A 16,449-nucleotide genomic window follows, 5' to 3' on the forward strand; every position below is an offset into this window, starting at 1 on the left:
GTGGTCGAGCAGGCCCCGGTCGTCGCCGAGGAGCCGGCCGCCGAGGAGCCCGCAGCCGCCGAGGCCGAGCCGGTCGAGCCGGTCGAGGAGGAGCCCGAGGCCGAGGCCGCCGAGGAGCCCGCAGCCGCCGAGGCCGAGGCACCCGCCGCCGAGCCCGAGCCGGAGTCCTCGCACCGGGTGCGCCGTCGGGCCGTCCGCCCGTCCACCGCGCTCTTCCAGGCCCCGGTCTTCCAGGAGCCCGCGCCGTACGTCGCGCCGTCCGCTCCCGCCGCGCCCGCTGCGTCCGCCGCGCCAGCCGCTGCGGACGAGGGCGGCAGTGCGGAGGAGGAGTACGAGTACAGTGGCGTCGGCCGCCGTCGCCGGGTCCGCACCCCCGTCCGGGTGCAGACCCCCGCCCGGGTGCAGCCCCCCGTCCGCGCCGAGGTCGCCCCCGCCGAGAAGGAGGCCCCCGAGGCGCCCGAGGCGGGCCCCGAGCAGGAGGGCGAGTGGGAGGAGGACGGCCGTCCGTCCCGCCGCCGCCGTCGGGGCGGCCGTCGCCGCCGCCGCGGTGAGGCCGAGGAGCCGGAGGCCGCCGAGCTGTCGCAGGCCGAGGACGAGACCACCGCCGAGGACGCCTCCGGCGAGGGCGAGCCCGAGGAGGACGAGGACGACGACGATCTCGCCGCCGGGCTGTCCTCCTCGCGCCGCCGTCGCCGTCGTCGTCGCCGCAGCGGTGAGGGTGCCGGGGAGCCGGCCGAGACCACCGAGGACGGCGTCCGCACGGTGGTGAAGGTGCGCGAGCCGCGCCGCCGCTCCACCGAGCCGTCCTTCGACCCGGACGAGGTGCAGTCCATCAAGGGCTCCACCCGCCTGGAGGCCAAGAAGCAGCGCCGCCGCGAGGGCCGCGAGCTGGGCCGCCGCCGGGTGCCGATCATCACCGAGGCCGAGTTCCTGGCCCGCCGCGAGTCGGTCGAGCGCGTCATGGTGGTGCGCCAGAACGGCGAGCGCACCCAGATCGGCGTGCTCGAGGACGGCGTGCTGGTCGAGCACTACGTCAACAAGGAGCAGGCCACCAGCTACGTCGGCAACGTGTACCTGGGCAAGGTCCAGAACGTGCTGCCGTCGATGGAGGCCGCCTTCGTCGACATCGGCAAGGGCCGCAACGCGGTGCTCTACGCCGGTGAGGTCAACTTCGGTGCGCTGGGCGGCCACGGCGGCCCGCGCCGGATCGAGTCGGTCCTCAAGTCCGGCCAGTCGGTGCTGGTGCAGGTCTCCAAGGACCCGATCGGCCACAAGGGCGCCCGCCTGACCAGCCAGATCTCGCTGCCCGGCCGCTACCTGGTCTACGTGCCCGAGGGTTCGATGACCGGCATCAGCCGCAAGCTGCCGGAGAACGAGCGGGCCCGCCTCAAGCAGATCCTCAAGAAGATCGTCCCGGACGACGCGGGCGTGATCGTGCGCACCGCCGCCGAGGGCGCCAGCGAGGAGGAGCTGACCCGGGACGTCCAGCGACTGCAGCAGCAGTGGGAGGACATCCAGAAGAAGGCCGCCTCCGGCAACGCCCCGGTGCTGCTCTACGGCGAGCCGGACATGACCGTCCGGGTCGTCCGCGACATCTTCAACGAGGACTTCACCAAGGTCATCGTCAGCGGCAGTGACGCGTGGAACACCATCCACGACTACGTCTCCAACGTGGCCCCGGACCTCGCCGAGCGCCTGCAGCGCTGGACCTCGGACGTGGACGTCTTCGCCACCTACCGGATCGACGAGCAGCTGATGAAGGCGCTGGACCGCAAGGTCTGGCTGCCGAGCGGCGGTTCGCTGGTGATCGACCGGACCGAGGCGATGGTCGTCGTCGACGTCAACACCGGCAAGTTCGTCGGCCAGGGCGGCAACCTCGAGGAGACCGTCACCCGCAACAACATCGAGGCGGCCGAGGAGATCGTCCGCCAGCTGCGGCTGCGCGACCTCGGCGGCATCATCGTGATCGACTTCATCGACATGGTGCTGGAGTCCAACCGCGACCTGGTGCTGCGCCGCCTGCTGGAGTGCCTGGGCCGGGACCGGACCAAGCACCAGGTGGCCGAGGTGACCTCGCTGGGCCTGGTGCAGATGACCCGCAAGCGGGTCGGCCAGGGCCTGCTGGAGTCCTTCTCCGAGCCGTGCGTCCACTGCAACGGCCGCGGCGTCATCGTCCACATGGACCAGCCGCACACCCACGGCGGCGGCGGTGCCGCCCCGGCGGCCGGCGAGGCGGGCGGCGGCAAGCGCCGTCGGCGCGGCAAGGGCGGCGCCCACGCCGAGCCGCAGGCCGAGGCCGCGGCCGTGACCGAGGCCCCGGAGGAGGGCGTCGAGCTGCCCGAGGCGCCCGAGGCCGTGGAGGTCGTCGAGGACCTCGAGGTCGTCGAGGTGCGGGCCGCGGAGCCGGCGGTGGCCGCCGAGGTTCCGGCCGAGGCCGTGGAGGAGGCCGCCGAGCCGGTCGCCGCCCCCGCGGGCCGCACCCGCCGCCGCGCGGTGCGCAAGGCGACGGCCCCGGCGGGTTCGCCGGCCGAGGCCGAGATCGTCGTGCTGCAGGCCCGGGCCGAGGCCGCGATGGAGGCCGCTCTGAACGCCGCCCAGCAGCAGGCCGCCGAGCCCGCCGCGGAGCCGACTGCCGTCGAGGCCGTCGTGGAGGCCGCCGAGGCCGTTGCCGAAGCCGCGGAGGCCGTCGAGGCCGTCGTGGAGGCCGCGGAGGCTGCCGAGGCCGCCGTCGAGGCCGCGGAGGCACCCGTCGAGGAGGAGGCCGCGGAGGCCGCGCCGAAGAAGCGCGCGACCCGCAAGACCGCCGCCAAGAAGACGACGGCCGCGAAGAAGACCACCGCGGCCAAGAAGACCACCGCCCGCAAGACCGCCACCAAGCGGACGAGCGCGGCGGCCAAGAAGGCCGCGGCCGCCGAAGGTGACGGCGCCGCCGAGTAACGCCCCGCGCCCGGGGCGGCCGACGCGCCGCCCCGGGCCCGGTAGGGCCCGGTTTGCCCCCGAGCAGGCCGGTCCGTATTCTTGACCTTCGGCGTGTTACGCCATGCTCCCGAGCACCTCACCTCCCGGCACCGCCCCGCGGCGCAGGGGGAGGCCCCTGTGTCCGTACCCAGGGGCTGGCATCGGTGAGTTCCGACCGAGTACAGAAAGCAGGTACCGCATGTACGCGATCGTTCGCGCAGGCGGCCGCCAGCACAAGGTCGCCGTGGGCGACGTGCTGGAGATCGACCGTATCGAGGCCAAGCCGGGTGACTCGGTCGAGCTGTCGACCGTCCTGGTCGTCGACGGTGACGCCGTCACCTCGGACCCGTGGGTGCTCGGCGGCGTGAAGGCGCACGCCGAGGTCGTCGAGGAGACCAAGGGCGACAAGATCGTCATCCTTCGCTACAAGAACAAGACGGGTTACCGCCGTCGTCAGGGTCACCGCCAGAAGTACACCGCGGTGCGCATCACGAGCATCGACTCCGTCAGCAAGTAAGGGGATAGCGAGATGGCACACAAGAAGGGCGCAAGCTCTACCCGCAACGGCCGTGACTCGAACGCCCAGCGCCTCGGCGTGAAGCGCTTCGGCGGCCAGGTCGTCTCGGCTGGCGAGATCCTCGTCCGCCAGCGCGGCACCCACTTCCACCCGGGTGCCGGTGTCGGTCGCGGTGGCGACGACACCCTGTTCGCGCTGACCGCCGGTGCCGTGCAGTTCGGCAACCGCCGCGGCCGCAAGGTCGTCAACATCGTGGCCGTCGAGGCCTGAGTCTGACCCCACGTCAGGACTCGTCGTGAAGGGTGGGCCGGAATGTTCCGGTCCACCCTTCATGCTTTACCGCAGGACCCCATTTTCCGTCGTACTGGAGGCACACCCATGACCACCTTCGTGGACCGCGTCGAGCTGCACGTCGCCGCGGGTAACGGAGGCCACGGCTGCGCCTCCGTTCACCGGGAGAAGTTCAAGCCGCTCGGCGGGCCCGACGGCGGCAACGGCGGTGAGGGCGGCAGCGTCATCCTCACCGTCGACAGCCAGATCACCACCCTGCTCGAGTACCACCACTCGCCCAAGCGCAAGGCCACCAACGGCAAGCCGGGCGCCGGCGGCAACCGCACCGGTGCCGACGGCCAGGACCTCGTCCTGGCGGTGCCGGACGGCACCGTGGTGCTCGACAGGAAGGGCAACGTGCTCGCCGACCTGGTCGGCCACGGCACCAGCTTCGTCGCCGCAGCCGGCGGCCGCGGCGGCCTCGGCAACGCCGCCCTCGCCTCGGCCCGCCGCAAGGCCCCCGGCTTCGCCCTGCTCGGCGAGCCCGGCGAGGCCCGCGACATCGTGATGGAGCTCAAGTCCGTCGCCGACGTCGCCCTGGTGGGGTACCCGAGCGCCGGCAAGTCCTCGCTGATCTCGGTGCTCTCCGCCGCCAAGCCGAAGATCGCGGACTACCCGTTCACCACGCTGATCCCCAACCTCGGCGTGGTCACCGCCGGCTCGACCGTCTACACGATCGCCGACGTGCCGGGCCTCATCCCCGGCGCCAGCCAGGGCAAGGGCCTGGGCCTGGAGTTCCTGCGCCACGTCGAGCGCTGCGAGGTGCTGGTGCACGTCCTCGACTGCGCCACCCTGGAGCCCGGCCGCGACCCGCTCACCGACCTCGAGACCATCGAGGAGGAGCTCGCCCAGTACGGCGGCCTGGAGGACCGGCCGCGCCTGGTCGCCCTCAACAAGGTGGACGTGCCGGACGGCCAGGACATCGCCGACCTCACCCGCGCCTCGCTGGAGGAGCGCGGCTACCGCGTCTTCGAGGTCTCCGCGCTCGCCCACAAGGGCCTGCGCGAGCTGAGCTTCGCCCTGGCGCAGATCGTCGCCGAGGCACGCGCCGCCAAGCCCGTCGAGGAGTCCACCCGGATCGTGCTGCGTCCGAAGGCCGTGGACGACGCGGGCTTCACCATCACCGAGGAGGACGGCGCCTACCGCATCCGCGGCGTCAAGCCGGAGCGGTGGGTCCGCCAGACCGACTTCAGCAACGACGAGGCCGTCGGCTACCTCGCCGACCGCCTGGCCCGCCTCGGCGTCGAGCAGGAGCTCTGGAAGGTCGGCGCCCACGAGGGCGACACCGTCGTCATCGGCCCCGACGACGACGCGGTCGTCTTCGACTGGGAGCCGACCATGGCCTCCGGTGCCGAGATGCTCGGCCGCCGCGGCGAGGACCACCGCTTCGAGACGCAGCGGCCCGCCGTCGACCGCCGCCGCGAGCGCCAGCGCGGCCGGGACGCCGCGGAGGAGGAGTTCCGCGCGTTCGAGGCGCTCTCCTCCGGCCGCCAGGCCATCGAGGGCGACGACGAGGACTACTGAGTCCCGGCGTCCGCCAGCTGACATCCCGACGGGCCCGCTGCGCGGATCGCGTAGATTGCGACCGAGCAGCGGGCTCGATCCAGCACGACCGGAGGACACTGATGACGGGTCAGACACTGCGGCAGGACGTCCTCGCCGCGCGGCGGATCGTCGTGAAGGTCGGCTCGTCCTCACTGACCACCGCGGCCGGCGGCCTGGACGCCGACCGGGTCGACGCGCTCGTCGACGCGCTCGCCAAGGTCCGCGCCCGCCCGGACGCCCCCGACGTCGTCCTGGTCTCCTCCGGCGCCATCGCGGCCGGCCTCGCGCCGCTCGGCCTCGCCAAGCGTCCCTCCGACCTGGCCCGCCAGCAGGCCGCCGCCAGCGTCGGCCAGGGCCTGCTGGTCGCCCGCTACACCGCTTCCTTCGCCCGGTACGGGATCCGGGTCGGCCAGGTGCTGCTGACCGCGGAGGACGCCAGCCGCCGCTCGCACTACCGCAACGCCTACCGCACCCTCGACCAGCTGCTCGCGATGGGCGCCATGCCGGTCGTCAACGAGAACGACACCGTCGCCACCGCCGAAATCAGGTTCGGTGACAACGACCGGCTGGCCGCGCTGGTCGCCCACCTCGTCCGCGCCGACCTGCTGGTGCTGCTCTCCGACGTGGACGCGCTCTACGACGGCAACCCGGCCAAGCCCGGCACCACCCGGATCGACACCGTGCGCGGCCCGCACGACCTCGACGGCATCGAGATCGGCAGCGCCGGCAAGGCCGGCGTCGGCACCGGCGGCATGGTCACCAAGGTCGAGGCCGCCCGGATCGCCACCGGCGCCGGCATCCCCGTCGTGCTGACCGCCGCCAGCCACGCCGCCGAGGCCCTGGCCGGCCGGCCCGTCGGCACGCTCTTCCTGCGCACCGGCAGCCGCTCCGCCGACCGGCTCCTGTGGCTCGAACACGCCTCCACCCCGCGCGGCGCACTCCACCTCGACGCCGGTGCCGTCGACGCCGTCGTCCTCGGCGGGAAGTCCCTGCTCCCGGCCGGTGTGACCAAGGTCGAGGGCGAGTTCACGGCGGGTGATCCCGTCGACCTTCTTGGCGAAAACGGCCACATCGTCGCCCGCGGACTGGTCAACTTTGATGCGAGGGAGCTGCCCCGTCTGCTCGGCCGGTCCACGCGGGAGCTGGCCCAGGAGCTCGGTGCCGCGTACGAGCGCGAGGTCGTCCACCGGGACGACCTGGTCGTCCTGCGCGGCTGACGGGGCCACCGGGGGCCGGCCCAGCGGGCGGCCCCCGCGCAGGGGACGTCGCCGAACAGGAGGCCGCCGATGGCAAGCAGGCGCCCGGGAACACTGCCCGGGGAGACGTCCGCGCGGCGGCTCACCAGTATCGCGGGCGGCCGCGCCGACGGCGACCCGTCCGGCGAACCACCCCGGGCCGTCGGCGAGTTGCACCCGCACGACGAGGGCGACGGCGGCGCGGAGGAGCACGGCAGGCTCTGGCACGTCGTGCTGTCGGTGGCCGGCCGGGCCACCCCGATCGCCGAACTCCGGGCCGGCCTGGAGCGGCTGGCCCACGACCACGCCTTCTTCCTGACCGCCCGCTACGCCGCCGACCACGCCGAGATCCGGTACTGGGAACAGGCCCGGGACCTGCACGACGCCGCGGCCATCGCGCTGCGGCTGTGGGGCGAGCACAAGGCGTCCGCGAACTTACCGCCGTGGGAGATCGTGGGCCTGGAGGTCGTCGACCGCGCCACCTACCACCAGCGGGTGGCGGAGGGCTTCGGTGACCCGCCGCCGCACCTCGGCGGTGTGCACCCGTACTGACCTGCCGCGCCGCGGCCCGCGTCTCAGCCGACGAAATGCGGGCCGGGGCGGCGGCCGTGAGTCGCTACCCTTCAGGCATGACCAGCGACCACGCCACCACCGACAGCCCCGTTCTCGCCGTCGCGCGCCGAGCCCGTGAGGCGGCCGCCGCGCTCGCCCCGCTCCCGCGCAGCGCCAAGGACGCCGCGCTGCTGGCGATCGCGGACGCGCTGGTCGCCCGGAGCGCCGAGATCACCGCCGCCAATGCCGAGGACGTCGCCCGCGCCCGCGAGGCCGGCACCCCCGAGTCCACCGTCGACCGGCTCAGCCTCGACGAGCAGCGGATCGCCGCGATCGCCTCCGACGTCCGCGACGTGGTCGGCCTGCCCGACCCGGTCGGCGAGGTCGTGCGCGGCTACACCCTGCCCAACGGCCTCGACGTCCGGCAGGTCCGGGTGCCGCTCGGCGTGGTCGGCATCATCTACGAGGCCCGCCCCAACGTCACCGTCGACGCCGCCGCGCTCTGCCTGAAGTCCGGCAACGCCGTGCTGCTGCGCGGCTCGGCCTCCGCCTACCGCTCCAACACCGCCATGGTCGCGGTGCTCCGCGACGCGGTCGCCTCGGCCGGCCTGCCCGCCGACGTGATCCAGCTGGTGCCGGGCGAGAGCCGGGACTCGGTGCAGGAGCTGATGCGCGCCCGCGGCCTGGTGGACGTGCTGATCCCGCGCGGCGGCGCCTCGCTGATCCGTACCGTGGTCGAGGGCTCCACCGTGCCGGTGATCGAGACCGGTACCGGCAACTGCCACGTCTACGTCGACGCGCAGACCGACCTGGCGATGGCCGTCGGCATCCTGCTGAACTCCAAGGCCCAGCGGGTCAGCGTCTGCAACTCCGCCGAGACCCTGCTCGTCCACCAGGACGTCGCCGACGCCTTCCTGCCGCTCGCCCTGGAGGCGCTCGCCGGCGCCGGCGTCACGGTGCACGGCGACGACGCGGTGCTGAAGGCCGCCGAGGGCACCGCCGTGACCGCCGTCCCGGCCACCGACGAGGACTGGGACACCGAGTACCTCTCCTACGACATCGCGGCCGCCGTGGTGCCCTCGCTGGACGCCGCCGTGGAGCACATCCGCCGCTGGTCCTCGGGCCACACCGAGGCGATCGTCACCACCTCGCAGGCCGCCGCCCGGCGCTTCACCCAGCTGGTCGACTCCACGACCGTGGCGGTCAACGCGTCGACCCGGTTCACCGACGGGGGTGAGTTCGGCTTCGGCGCGGAGATCGGCATCTCCACCCAGAAGCTGCACGCCCGCGGCCCGATGGGACTGCCCGAACTGACCTCCACCAAGTACATCGTCACTGGTGACGGCCACGTCCGGGGCGAGGCGCACCAGACCGTCGGCTCCTGAGCCGACCGGCGGGCGCTCCGGGCGGTCGGGCCAACTGGCAGGAGCCCCAGACAAACCGCCCGCCCGGTAATACGCTGAATCCCGTGGCTGAGGATGTGGGGGGCTCGCCGTACCCCGACGGCGCCGACCACGGTGGTGCGGACGACGAGTTCGCCACCGTGGTGTTCGACGAGGCCTTCGTCCGGTCCGCGGCCGTGCACGAGCCGAGCGCCCTGGAGCGGCAGCTGGCCGCCGCCGAGGCCCGGTTCGAGCCGGACTCCGCCGTCCCGGTCCGGCCCTGGGACCTGACCGCGCCGGAGATGGCCGGCACCGGCGACGTACTGCCGCTGGAGCTGCGCCCGCACCCGCGGGGCCTGGACGACGACCGGCTGTACCCGGATCCGTGGTCCGGCACCGACCGGGCCCGCCGGCGGGCCCGGTGGTCCCGGACGGTCGGCTGGGAGCCGTTGCGCCACGACGGGCGCCAGGTCGCGCAGCAGCGCTGGCACCGGCCGGTGGCCTGGGTGCTGGCGGTGGTCATGGGCGTCGGCGTGGTGGCGGTCGCGGCGGCCGCGATCTACCGCGGGGCCGGCGGGGCCGGCGAGTCGCCGCGGCGTCCGGAGGTGGGCACGAGCAGCACGCCCGGTTCGCCGCCGGCCGTGCCGCTGCCCAGCGCCGTGGCGCTGCTGAGCGGCTGAGCCGTCCGGTGGCGAGACGGCGCCGGGACGCCGGGCGGAAGTTGCCCGCGGCCGGTCGAAGCCTGGCCCGGCCGGTTCTACCCTGGTGCTATGGGTGACCCGCGCGAGCCTCCGGAGGGTGCGCCCGAGGGCGGTTCCGGCAGCGATGACGAGTTCCGGTCCGTCGTCTTCGACGAATCGTTCGTCCGGGCTGCCCGGATCCAGGAGCTGTCGGCCCAGGAACGGCTCGGCGGGACGTACCGGGCGACCCGTCCGCGGGTCGGCCTCGGTCCTTTCGGCACGCTGCCCCGGCAGGCGGTGGCGCTGCTGCTGGTCGTCTTCCTCGCCTTCGCCGCCGCGGTGTACTTCGGCGTCAGTTCGCCGCACCGTCAGGCCGCGCCGCCGTCCGGCAACCAGCTGACCACCTCGCTGGTGGCACTGAGCCCGACCGGGCCGGTGGCCGCCGTCACCGATCCGGAGCACCCGTTCGCGGCGCTGCCCGCCGCGTACGGGGAGGGGTCGACCGGGCTGGCGCTGCCCGCGGGCGCCGCCACCGCGCACTTCACCAGGTCGGACGTCAACCGGGCGCTCTCCGTGGTGCAGCGCTACCTCACCGCGTCCGCGCTGGCCCCGGCCACCCTCGTCCAGGGGGAGACGGCCGAGGTGCGGACCCTGGTCACACCCGGCGAGCAGTCGCAGTACGACGACAGCGTGAACAGCCCGCAGGACGACCAGCACCACGCCGCCACCGGCTGGCTGGTCCGGTTCGACCCGGGGAAGGTCGCGCTGGCCGAGGACGCGGTGCGGACCTCCGGTACCGTCCGGGTCGGCGAGGCCGACAGCGGGACGCTGGAGATCACCACCGACCACACCTTCGTCTACGCCGTGCGCGCGGCCGGCACCTCGGACGGGCCGGTGAGCCTCTTCAGCGTCCGCCGGGAGCTGCGGTTCGCCTTCGACCGGCTGGACCTGAGCTCGGACCGGCTGCGGCTGGTCGACGCGGTGGTGCAGGCCGGGCCGGCCTCCTGCGGCGCCCCGATGAGCAGCTACCTGCAGCCGCTGCTGGCGGGCAGCACGGCGGGTGGCCCGCAGGCCGTCGACCCGGGCGACCGCAGCCGGCCGGCCTGGCAGGTGTGCGGGGTGCTCGGACCGCTGACCGGGAAGCCGGCCGCCGGGCAGTGAGCCCGGACGGCCGGCCCGGGCACCCGCCCGGTGTCACTCCGGTGCCGCTGCCGCCGGTGCCGTTCCCACCGGTGCTACTCCCGGCCGTCGCCCTCCGCGGTGTCCGTGCCGTCGGAGCCGGCCGGGCCGCCCGAGCGGGCGCCGGCGAAGGTGTCCCGCAGCTTGCCGCCGACCGTGCCGACCCCGCCGGCCACGTCCCGCAGCAGGCCCATCAGCGGGTCCTTGCTCTCCTTGACCGACTGCGAGTAGGAGTCCGCGGCGGCCTTCCACTGGGCGCCGACCGAGGTCTGCGGGTCGTCGCCGCGGCGCGGGTAGGCGCCGGCCAGGATCGATCGGTACTCGTCGCTCTCCGCCCACTTCTTCAGCTTGGCGACCCGGACCACCGCGAACGGGTGGGTCTGCGGCAGTACCTGCAGCAGCTTGAGGACGCCGTCGCGCAGGTCGCCCGCGCGCTCGTACTCCTCGGCCTGCTCCAGGAACGCGTCGACGTTCATCTCCGCCAGGTTGTGGCCGCCGGCCAGCTTCATCAGGCCGCGCATCGAGGCCTGCAGGTCCTGCCCGGCCAGCAGGCCGGCCCGGTCGCAGGAGAGCTCGGCCTTGCGGAACCACTCCTTGAGCGCGGTGATCACGCCCATGATGGCGAGGTTGCCCAGCGGCAGCCAGGCGATCCGGGCCGCGATGTTGGTGAGGATCAGCAGCATCGTCCGGTACACCGCGTGACCGGACATGGCGTGCCCGACCTCGTGGCCGACCACGGCCCGCAGCTCCTCCTCGTCCAGCAGCTCCACCAGGCCGCTGGTCAGCACGATGATCGGCGTCTCCATGCCGATGCACATGGCGTTGACCGCCGGGTCCTGCGTGACGTACAGGTCCGGCACCTTCTCCAGGTCCAGCACGTAGGCGGCGTCCCGCACCATCGCGTACAGCTCCGGGAACTGACGCTCCGAGGTCTTCACCGCGGTGGCCAGGAACATCAGCCGGACGCTGCGCTCGGACACCAGGCCGGCGAGCTTCTTGAGGACGTCGTCGAAGCCGCTCAGCTTGCGCAGCGCCACCAGCGCCGAGCGGTCGGCCGGGTGCTCCCAGGCCCGGGTGGAGATCTCCGGGAAGCGCTGCCGGCGGCGGCTGGGCGTCTTGCCGCCGTCCTTGGAAAAGTCGGTCATCTGTGAGTACCTCCTGGTCGTCGCCGGCACCGGCCCCCGGCCGGCCCCCGCTGCTGTTGGCTCCAACGTCCGTGCGCGCGTACTCGTCCCCGGCGGTCCACCGTACGCCCGGGGGGTGGTGGCGCGTGTCCGGAACGCCCCGGCTTACGCTGGTCGTCCGGAGCGAGATCCGGAGCGAGAGGAGCACCCCCGATGTCCCCTGCCACCCTGGCGCAGCTGGCCGGCCCGATCTCCAGCGAGAACGGCCCCGGCCTGTTCCTGCGGATCATCGTGATCGGCTCCATCGTCGGCGTGGGTCTGCTGGCCTGGATCCTGGTCCGCGCGGGCCGCGACAACTGAGCCGCCCGGCGGCCGCGCGGCGGCCCCGGTAGGACCCGGCAGGGCCCGGCACCTACGAGGGGTCAGACGCGGTGGGCCGCCGCGCGGTTGCGCAGCGCCCACCCGTACGATGAGCCCGCAGGCCGTACGGCCCGCACCCTCGTCCGCCCCCGAGCCGAGAAGGTCCTGCCGACCATGAGCACTGCTGCACTGCCCGCCCTGACCCACCTCGCCGAGGGCGGCAACCACGAGAGCCTCAACCCGTACCTGACGGGCGGGTCCGCGCTGTTCATCCTGCTGCTGCTGCTCTTCCTGACCACCCGCTTCAACCGCGACCGCTGAGCCGGCCGGCCGCCCCGGGGGAGCGCCTGCACAGAAGCTGCGCGCTCCCTCCCGCGGACCTCTCCGGGCAGCTTGCCGCCCCGTGACGGGCGTCGCGTAAGGTGTGGCGGCATGGGACAGCAGGCCGGGAGCACCGGTGCGCCGAGGGCGCGGAAGCGCCTCGGCGTGATGGGCGGTACCTTCGACCCGATCCACCACGGGCACCTGGTCGCCGCCAGTGAGGTGGCGAGCGCCTTCCACCTCGACGAGGTCGTGTTCGTGCCCACCGGGCAGCCGTGGCAGAAGTCCGACCGCCAGGTCACGCCCGCCGAGGACCGCTACCTGATGACGGTCATCGCCACCGCGGAGAACCCGCAGTTCTCGGTCAGCCGGATCGACATCGACCGCGAGGGCCCCACCTACACCGTCGACACCCTGCGCGACCTGCACGCCCAGCACCCGGACGCCGAGCTGTTCTTCATCACCGGCGCCGACGCGCTCGCGCAGATCCTCTCCTGGCGCGACTCCGACGAACTCTTCGAGCTCGCCCACTTCATCGGCTGCACCCGCCCGGGGCACACTCTCTCGGACGCCGGTCTCCCGGTCGGCGGGGTCTCCCTGGTCGAGGTGCCGGCGCTGGCCATCTCCTCCACGGACTGCCGCAACCGGGTCGCCAAGGGCGAGCCCGTCTGGTACCTCGTCCCGGACGGCGTGGTGCGTTACATCCACAAGCGGGCGCTCTACGCGCCGGCCCAGCCTTGATCCCGGGAGGGACGGCGTGACCGGAACCGCAGGCGGAGGGCCGCAGGGCTACCAGCAGGACCCGTACGGCCAGGGTTACGACCCCTACGATCCCCAGGGCTGGCCCCAGGAGCAGCAGCCGCCGCAGCAGCAGGGCCAGCAGCAGTACGGCTACGACCCGTACGCCGGCTACCAGGAGCAGCAGCCGCAGGCCTACCAGCAGGACCCGTACGGCCAGGGCGCCTCCCCCCAGCACGGGCAGTACCCGCAGCAGGGCCAGTACCCGCAGGACCCGTACCAGCAGCAGGGCCAGCAGGCGTACTACCAGCAGCACCAGCACCAGCACCAGCAGCAGCCGCAGGGCTGGGACCCGTACGCCGGCCAGGGCGGGCAGCAGGGCTGGGTGCAGGACCCGTACCAGCAGGGCGCCGCCCCGCAGCAGCAGCCCGGCCAGCAGCCCGCGCGGCGGCCCCCGGTGCAGCAGCCGCCGCTCCAGCAGGTCTCCGCGGCGACCACGGCCGCCGTCGCCGCTGCCGCGGCCGGTGCGACGGCCCGCGCCGCCGCTCCCGCCGCTCCCGTCAGGCCCGCGCAGCCCTCCGAGCAGGTCGGCGGCAGCCGCCAGACCCGGCGGCCCGCCGCGGGCGGCGACAACTACGCCACCGGCGAGTTCACCTTCGTCGACGAGGAGGCGGAGGAGTCCGAGGACGTCATCGACTGGCTGAAGTTCGCCGAGTCCCGCAGCGAGGTCCGCGCCGAGCGCCGCCGCCGGCTGCGCAACCGGCTGATCGGGCTGGCCGTGGCCGGCGCGATCGTCGCTGGCGGCGTCGGCGGCTGGATGTGGTGGACCGGCCGGGACTCCGGCGGCTCCGCCGCGGCCGCCGCGGGCGGCCGCCAGGTCAACGTCGTCCACCTGCGCGACCTGCAGGGCAAGGTCAGCACCGCGCTGCTGGTCAACGACGCCTCCGGGCACAAGGGCACCGTGCTGCTCATCCCGGACTCCCTGCGGCTGCCCAACGACTCGACCGTCACCACGGTGGGCAAGGGCATGGACGACGTCGGCCCGTCCGGCACCCGCGAGGGCCTGGCCACCGTGCTCGGCGCCCCGGTCGCCGGCACCTGGCGGCTGGACACCCCGTACCTGACCCTGCTGGTCGCCCAGCTCGGCGGCATCAAGGTCGACACCAACGCCGAGGTGAAGGCCGCCGACGGCAAGGTGCTCGCCTCCGCCGGCAAGGGCGTCAGCCTCAACGGCCAGGCCGCCGTCGCCTACGCCACGCTGCAGGCCCCCGGCGAGACCCGTGACGCCCAGCTGGCCAGGTTCGGGCAGGTCATGGAGGCGGTGCTGCGCGCCATGCCGACCGACCTGGACGAGGCAACCGTGGACGTGCACCGGATGAACGCGGTGCTCGACCCCTCGCTGCCGGAGAAGGCGCTGGCCGGTGTCCTCGTCCAGCTCGCCCTGCACGGCAAGGACGGGCACCTCGGCACCCAGCTGCTCAAGGCCAAGCCGGACGGCACGCTGGACGAGGCCACCGCCGGCCGGCAGGTCAAGGACGTCCTCGGCGGCACGATCAAGAACGCCACCGCGGCCGGCGGCACCGCCCGGGTGTCGGTGCTCAACGCCTCCGGCCAGGACAAGGCCGCCGAGTCCGCGTCGGTGCAGATCACCAACACCGGCATGGAGGTCGTGCCCAGCAGCGGCAAGGCCGGCACCGTGCAGGCGACCAGTGAGATCCGCTACACCGACGACGCCCGCGCCGAGGCCGCGAAGACGCTGGCCGGTGCGCTCGGGCTCAAGCCGGAGGCGGTCAAGAAGGTCACCGACCCGCAGAACGCCGACCTCGTGGTGGTCCTCGGCAAGGACTACAAGGGGCTGCCCGACCAGAAGACCGACCAGAAGGCGGACCAGAAGACGGCCGACCCGAAGGCGACCGGCCAGCCGCCCGCGCAGTAGTCCGGCCCGCGCCCCGACGCGGCGCCGCCCCGGGCCCCCGGTCAATTCGATCGGGGGCCCGGGGCGTTCGTGAGATCCTGGAGGGGAAAACGAGTAGCCGAGCCGGAAGAACACCGTGACTGCCACTGACCGGAGCCAGGAACTTATCAACGTCGCCGCACAGGCGGCGGCCGAGAAGCTGGCGCACGACATCATCGCCTTCGACGTCAGCGACGTGCTGTCGATCACCGACGCCTTCCTGATCGCCTCCGCGGCCAACGACCGCCAGGTGCGGGCCATCGCCGAGGAGATCGAGGACAAGCTCCGCGAGGAGCTCGACGTCAAGCCCGTGCGCCGCGAGGGCGAGCGCGAGGGCCGCTGGATCCTCCTCGACTACCTGGACATCGTCGTGCACGTCCAGCACTCCGAGGAGCGCTCCTTCTACTCCCTCGACCGGCTCTGGAAGGACTGCCCCGAGCTGCCGCTGCCGGCCGACGCCCTGGCCACCCGCAACCGGCCCGAGGGCGCCCGCACCGACGCCGCCGGCAACGCGGTCGCCGAGGACGAGAGCTGAGCCGCGCCGCGCGGGGACCGCGCATCGTCTTCTGGCGCCACGGCCAGACCTCCTGGAACCTCGAATCGCGGTTCCAGGGCAGCACCGACATTCCGCTCACCGACCAGGGCATCTTCCAGGCCCAGCGGGCCGCCCGGCTGCTCGCCGGCCTGAAGCCCGACCTGCTGGTCTCCTCCGACCTGCAGCGCGCCGCCCGCACCGCGGCCGAGCTGGCCAAGGTGACCGGTCTGGAGGTGCACCGGCACGAGGGCCTGCGGGAGACGTACGCCGGTGAGTGGCAGGGCCTGACCAACGCCGAGATCCGGGCGCGCTACCCGGAGGAGTACGAGGCGTGGGCGCAGGGCCACCCGGTGCGCCGCGGCGGGGGCGAGCTGGCGGCCGAGGTCGCCGACCGGGCCGTCCCGGTGGTGCTGGCCGCGGTCGAGAAGCTGCCCGAGGACGGCACGCTCGTCGTGGTGTCGCACGGCGGCACCATCCGCACCATGATCGGGCGGCTGCTCGGCCTGGAGCCGGAGCTCTGGGAGCGGTTCGGCGGCCTGTCGAACTGCTGCTGGTCGGTGCTCGGCCAGGGCGTGCGCGGCTGGCGACTGCTGGAGCACAACGCCGGCACCCTGCCGCAGCCGGTCATCGGCGACGAGACCTGAGCCGGCACCGGCAGACGATTTCGCAGTTCGGGCCCTGACCGGCTAGAGTCTTCCTCGTTCGCAGCGAGGACGCCGACCGAGAGGGAGGCGGACGACACGGACTGCGGGGCTATAGCTCAGTTGGTAGAGCGCTTGCATGGCATGCAAGAGGTCTGGGGTTCAATTCCCCATAGCTCCACTCCGCACCAGCGGCCCGAGGCCGTTCGTGTCGCGGGGCTATAGCTCAGTTGGTAGAGCGCTTGCATGGCATGCAAGAGGTCTGGGGTTCAATTCCCCATAGCTCCACAGCAGTCCGAGAGGCCGCCACCCCCCAGCGGGGTGGCGGCCTCCGTCGTTCACCCGGCGGCCTCCCCGCCCTGCAGGGCCTGCCGGGCCTGCCGGGCCGCGCCGGCGGC

General features: G+C 73.7%; 16 protein-coding genes and 2 tRNA genes. 17 read left to right on the forward strand and 1 reads right to left on the reverse strand.

Features of this window, described 5'->3' with window-relative positions; genetic code table 11:
- From KSNIM_RS25190 to KSNIM_RS25230, 9 genes are all read left to right on the forward strand, one after another.
- On the forward strand, positions 1-2,937 hold a 2,937-nt coding region (locus KSNIM_RS25190), incomplete at its 5' end, for a ribonuclease E/G (RefSeq protein ID WP_263105411.1).
- Between the two features lie 220 nt (positions 2,938-3,157).
- Positions 3,158-3,475 carry a 50S ribosomal protein L21 gene (rplU, locus tag KSNIM_RS25195; RefSeq protein ID WP_030270532.1) on the forward strand — a complete coding sequence of 106 codons (318 nt, stop codon included), beginning with the start codon at positions 3,158-3,160 and terminating at the stop codon, positions 3,473-3,475.
- Between the two features lie 12 nt (positions 3,476-3,487).
- Positions 3,488-3,745 carry a 50S ribosomal protein L27 gene (gene rpmA / locus KSNIM_RS25200; protein ID WP_030058248.1) on the forward strand — a complete coding sequence of 86 codons (258 nt, stop codon included), beginning with the start codon at positions 3,488-3,490 and terminating at the stop codon, positions 3,743-3,745.
- 108 nt (positions 3,746-3,853) lie between these two features.
- Positions 3,854-5,329 carry a GTPase ObgE gene (gene obgE, locus KSNIM_RS25205; RefSeq protein ID WP_263105412.1) on the forward strand — a complete coding sequence of 492 codons (1,476 nt, stop codon included), beginning with the start codon at positions 3,854-3,856 and terminating at the stop codon, positions 5,327-5,329.
- A 101-nt stretch (positions 5,330-5,430) separates the two neighbouring features.
- Entirely contained in the window at positions 5,431-6,567 is a 1,137-nt protein-coding gene (gene proB, locus KSNIM_RS25210) for a glutamate 5-kinase (RefSeq protein WP_263105413.1), read from the forward strand.
- A gap of 69 nt (positions 6,568-6,636) precedes the next feature.
- A complete protein-coding gene (locus KSNIM_RS25215) occupies positions 6,637-7,137 on the forward strand; it encodes a hypothetical protein (protein ID WP_263105414.1) in 501 nt (166 codons plus the stop codon).
- Between the two features lie 77 nt (positions 7,138-7,214).
- Positions 7,215-8,522, forward strand: a complete 1,308-nt coding sequence (locus tag KSNIM_RS25220) for a glutamate-5-semialdehyde dehydrogenase (protein WP_263105415.1) — start codon at positions 7,215-7,217, stop codon at positions 8,520-8,522.
- Between the two features lie 83 nt (positions 8,523-8,605).
- Positions 8,606-9,199, forward strand: a complete 594-nt coding sequence (locus tag KSNIM_RS25225) for a hypothetical protein (protein ID WP_263105416.1) — start codon at positions 8,606-8,608, stop codon at positions 9,197-9,199.
- 90 nt (positions 9,200-9,289) lie between these two features.
- Positions 9,290-10,360, forward strand: coding sequence for a hypothetical protein (locus KSNIM_RS25230; RefSeq protein ID WP_263105417.1), 1,071 nt, complete (start codon positions 9,290-9,292; stop codon positions 10,358-10,360).
- A gap of 74 nt (positions 10,361-10,434) precedes the next feature.
- Here KSNIM_RS25230 and KSNIM_RS25235 read toward each other — a convergent pair whose 3' ends face one another.
- Positions 10,435-11,523, reverse strand: a complete 1,089-nt coding sequence (locus KSNIM_RS25235) for a M48 family metallopeptidase (protein WP_263105418.1) — start codon at positions 11,521-11,523, stop codon at positions 10,435-10,437.
- A 192-nt stretch (positions 11,524-11,715) separates the two neighbouring features.
- Here KSNIM_RS25235 and KSNIM_RS25240 point away from each other — a divergent pair, with 192 nt between their 5' ends.
- The 8 genes from KSNIM_RS25240 (at position 11,716) to KSNIM_RS25275 (ending at position 16,339) form a co-directional block, all read left to right on the forward strand.
- Complete coding sequence (locus tag KSNIM_RS25240) at positions 11,716-11,862, forward strand: hypothetical protein (RefSeq protein WP_263105419.1); 147 nt, start codon at positions 11,716-11,718, stop codon at positions 11,860-11,862.
- A 174-nt stretch (positions 11,863-12,036) separates the two neighbouring features.
- A complete protein-coding gene (locus KSNIM_RS25245; RefSeq protein WP_263105420.1) occupies positions 12,037-12,183 on the forward strand; it encodes a hypothetical protein in 147 nt (48 codons plus the stop codon).
- A gap of 111 nt (positions 12,184-12,294) precedes the next feature.
- Complete coding sequence (gene nadD / locus KSNIM_RS25250; protein WP_263105421.1) at positions 12,295-12,924, forward strand: nicotinate-nucleotide adenylyltransferase; 630 nt, start codon at positions 12,295-12,297, stop codon at positions 12,922-12,924.
- Positions 12,925-12,940: 16 nt separating this feature from the next.
- The gene (locus KSNIM_RS25255; RefSeq protein ID WP_263105422.1) at positions 12,941-14,857 is read left to right on the forward strand and encodes an LCP family protein; all 1,917 of its coding nucleotides are present in this window, start codon (positions 12,941-12,943) and stop codon (positions 14,855-14,857) included.
- Positions 14,858-14,972: 115 nt separating this feature from the next.
- Positions 14,973-15,410, forward strand: coding sequence for a ribosome silencing factor (rsfS, locus tag KSNIM_RS25260; RefSeq protein WP_095874896.1), 438 nt, complete (start codon positions 14,973-14,975; stop codon positions 15,408-15,410).
- The gene (locus KSNIM_RS25265; protein WP_263108107.1) at positions 15,407-16,054 is read left to right on the forward strand and encodes a histidine phosphatase family protein; all 648 of its coding nucleotides are present in this window, start codon (positions 15,407-15,409) and stop codon (positions 16,052-16,054) included. The genes rsfS and KSNIM_RS25265 overlap by 4 nt, the downstream gene beginning before the upstream one ends.
- A 105-nt stretch (positions 16,055-16,159) precedes the next feature.
- Positions 16,160-16,232, forward strand: a tRNA-Ala gene (locus tag KSNIM_RS25270).
- A 34-nt stretch (positions 16,233-16,266) separates the two neighbouring features.
- Positions 16,267-16,339 (forward strand) — tRNA-Ala (locus KSNIM_RS25275).
- The last annotated feature ends 110 nt before the right edge of the window (positions 16,340-16,449 follow it).

It is taken from the genome of Kitasatospora sp. DSM 101779, assembly GCF_025655475.1.
Taxonomy (GTDB): domain Bacteria; phylum Actinomycetota; class Actinomycetes; order Streptomycetales; family Streptomycetaceae; genus Kitasatospora.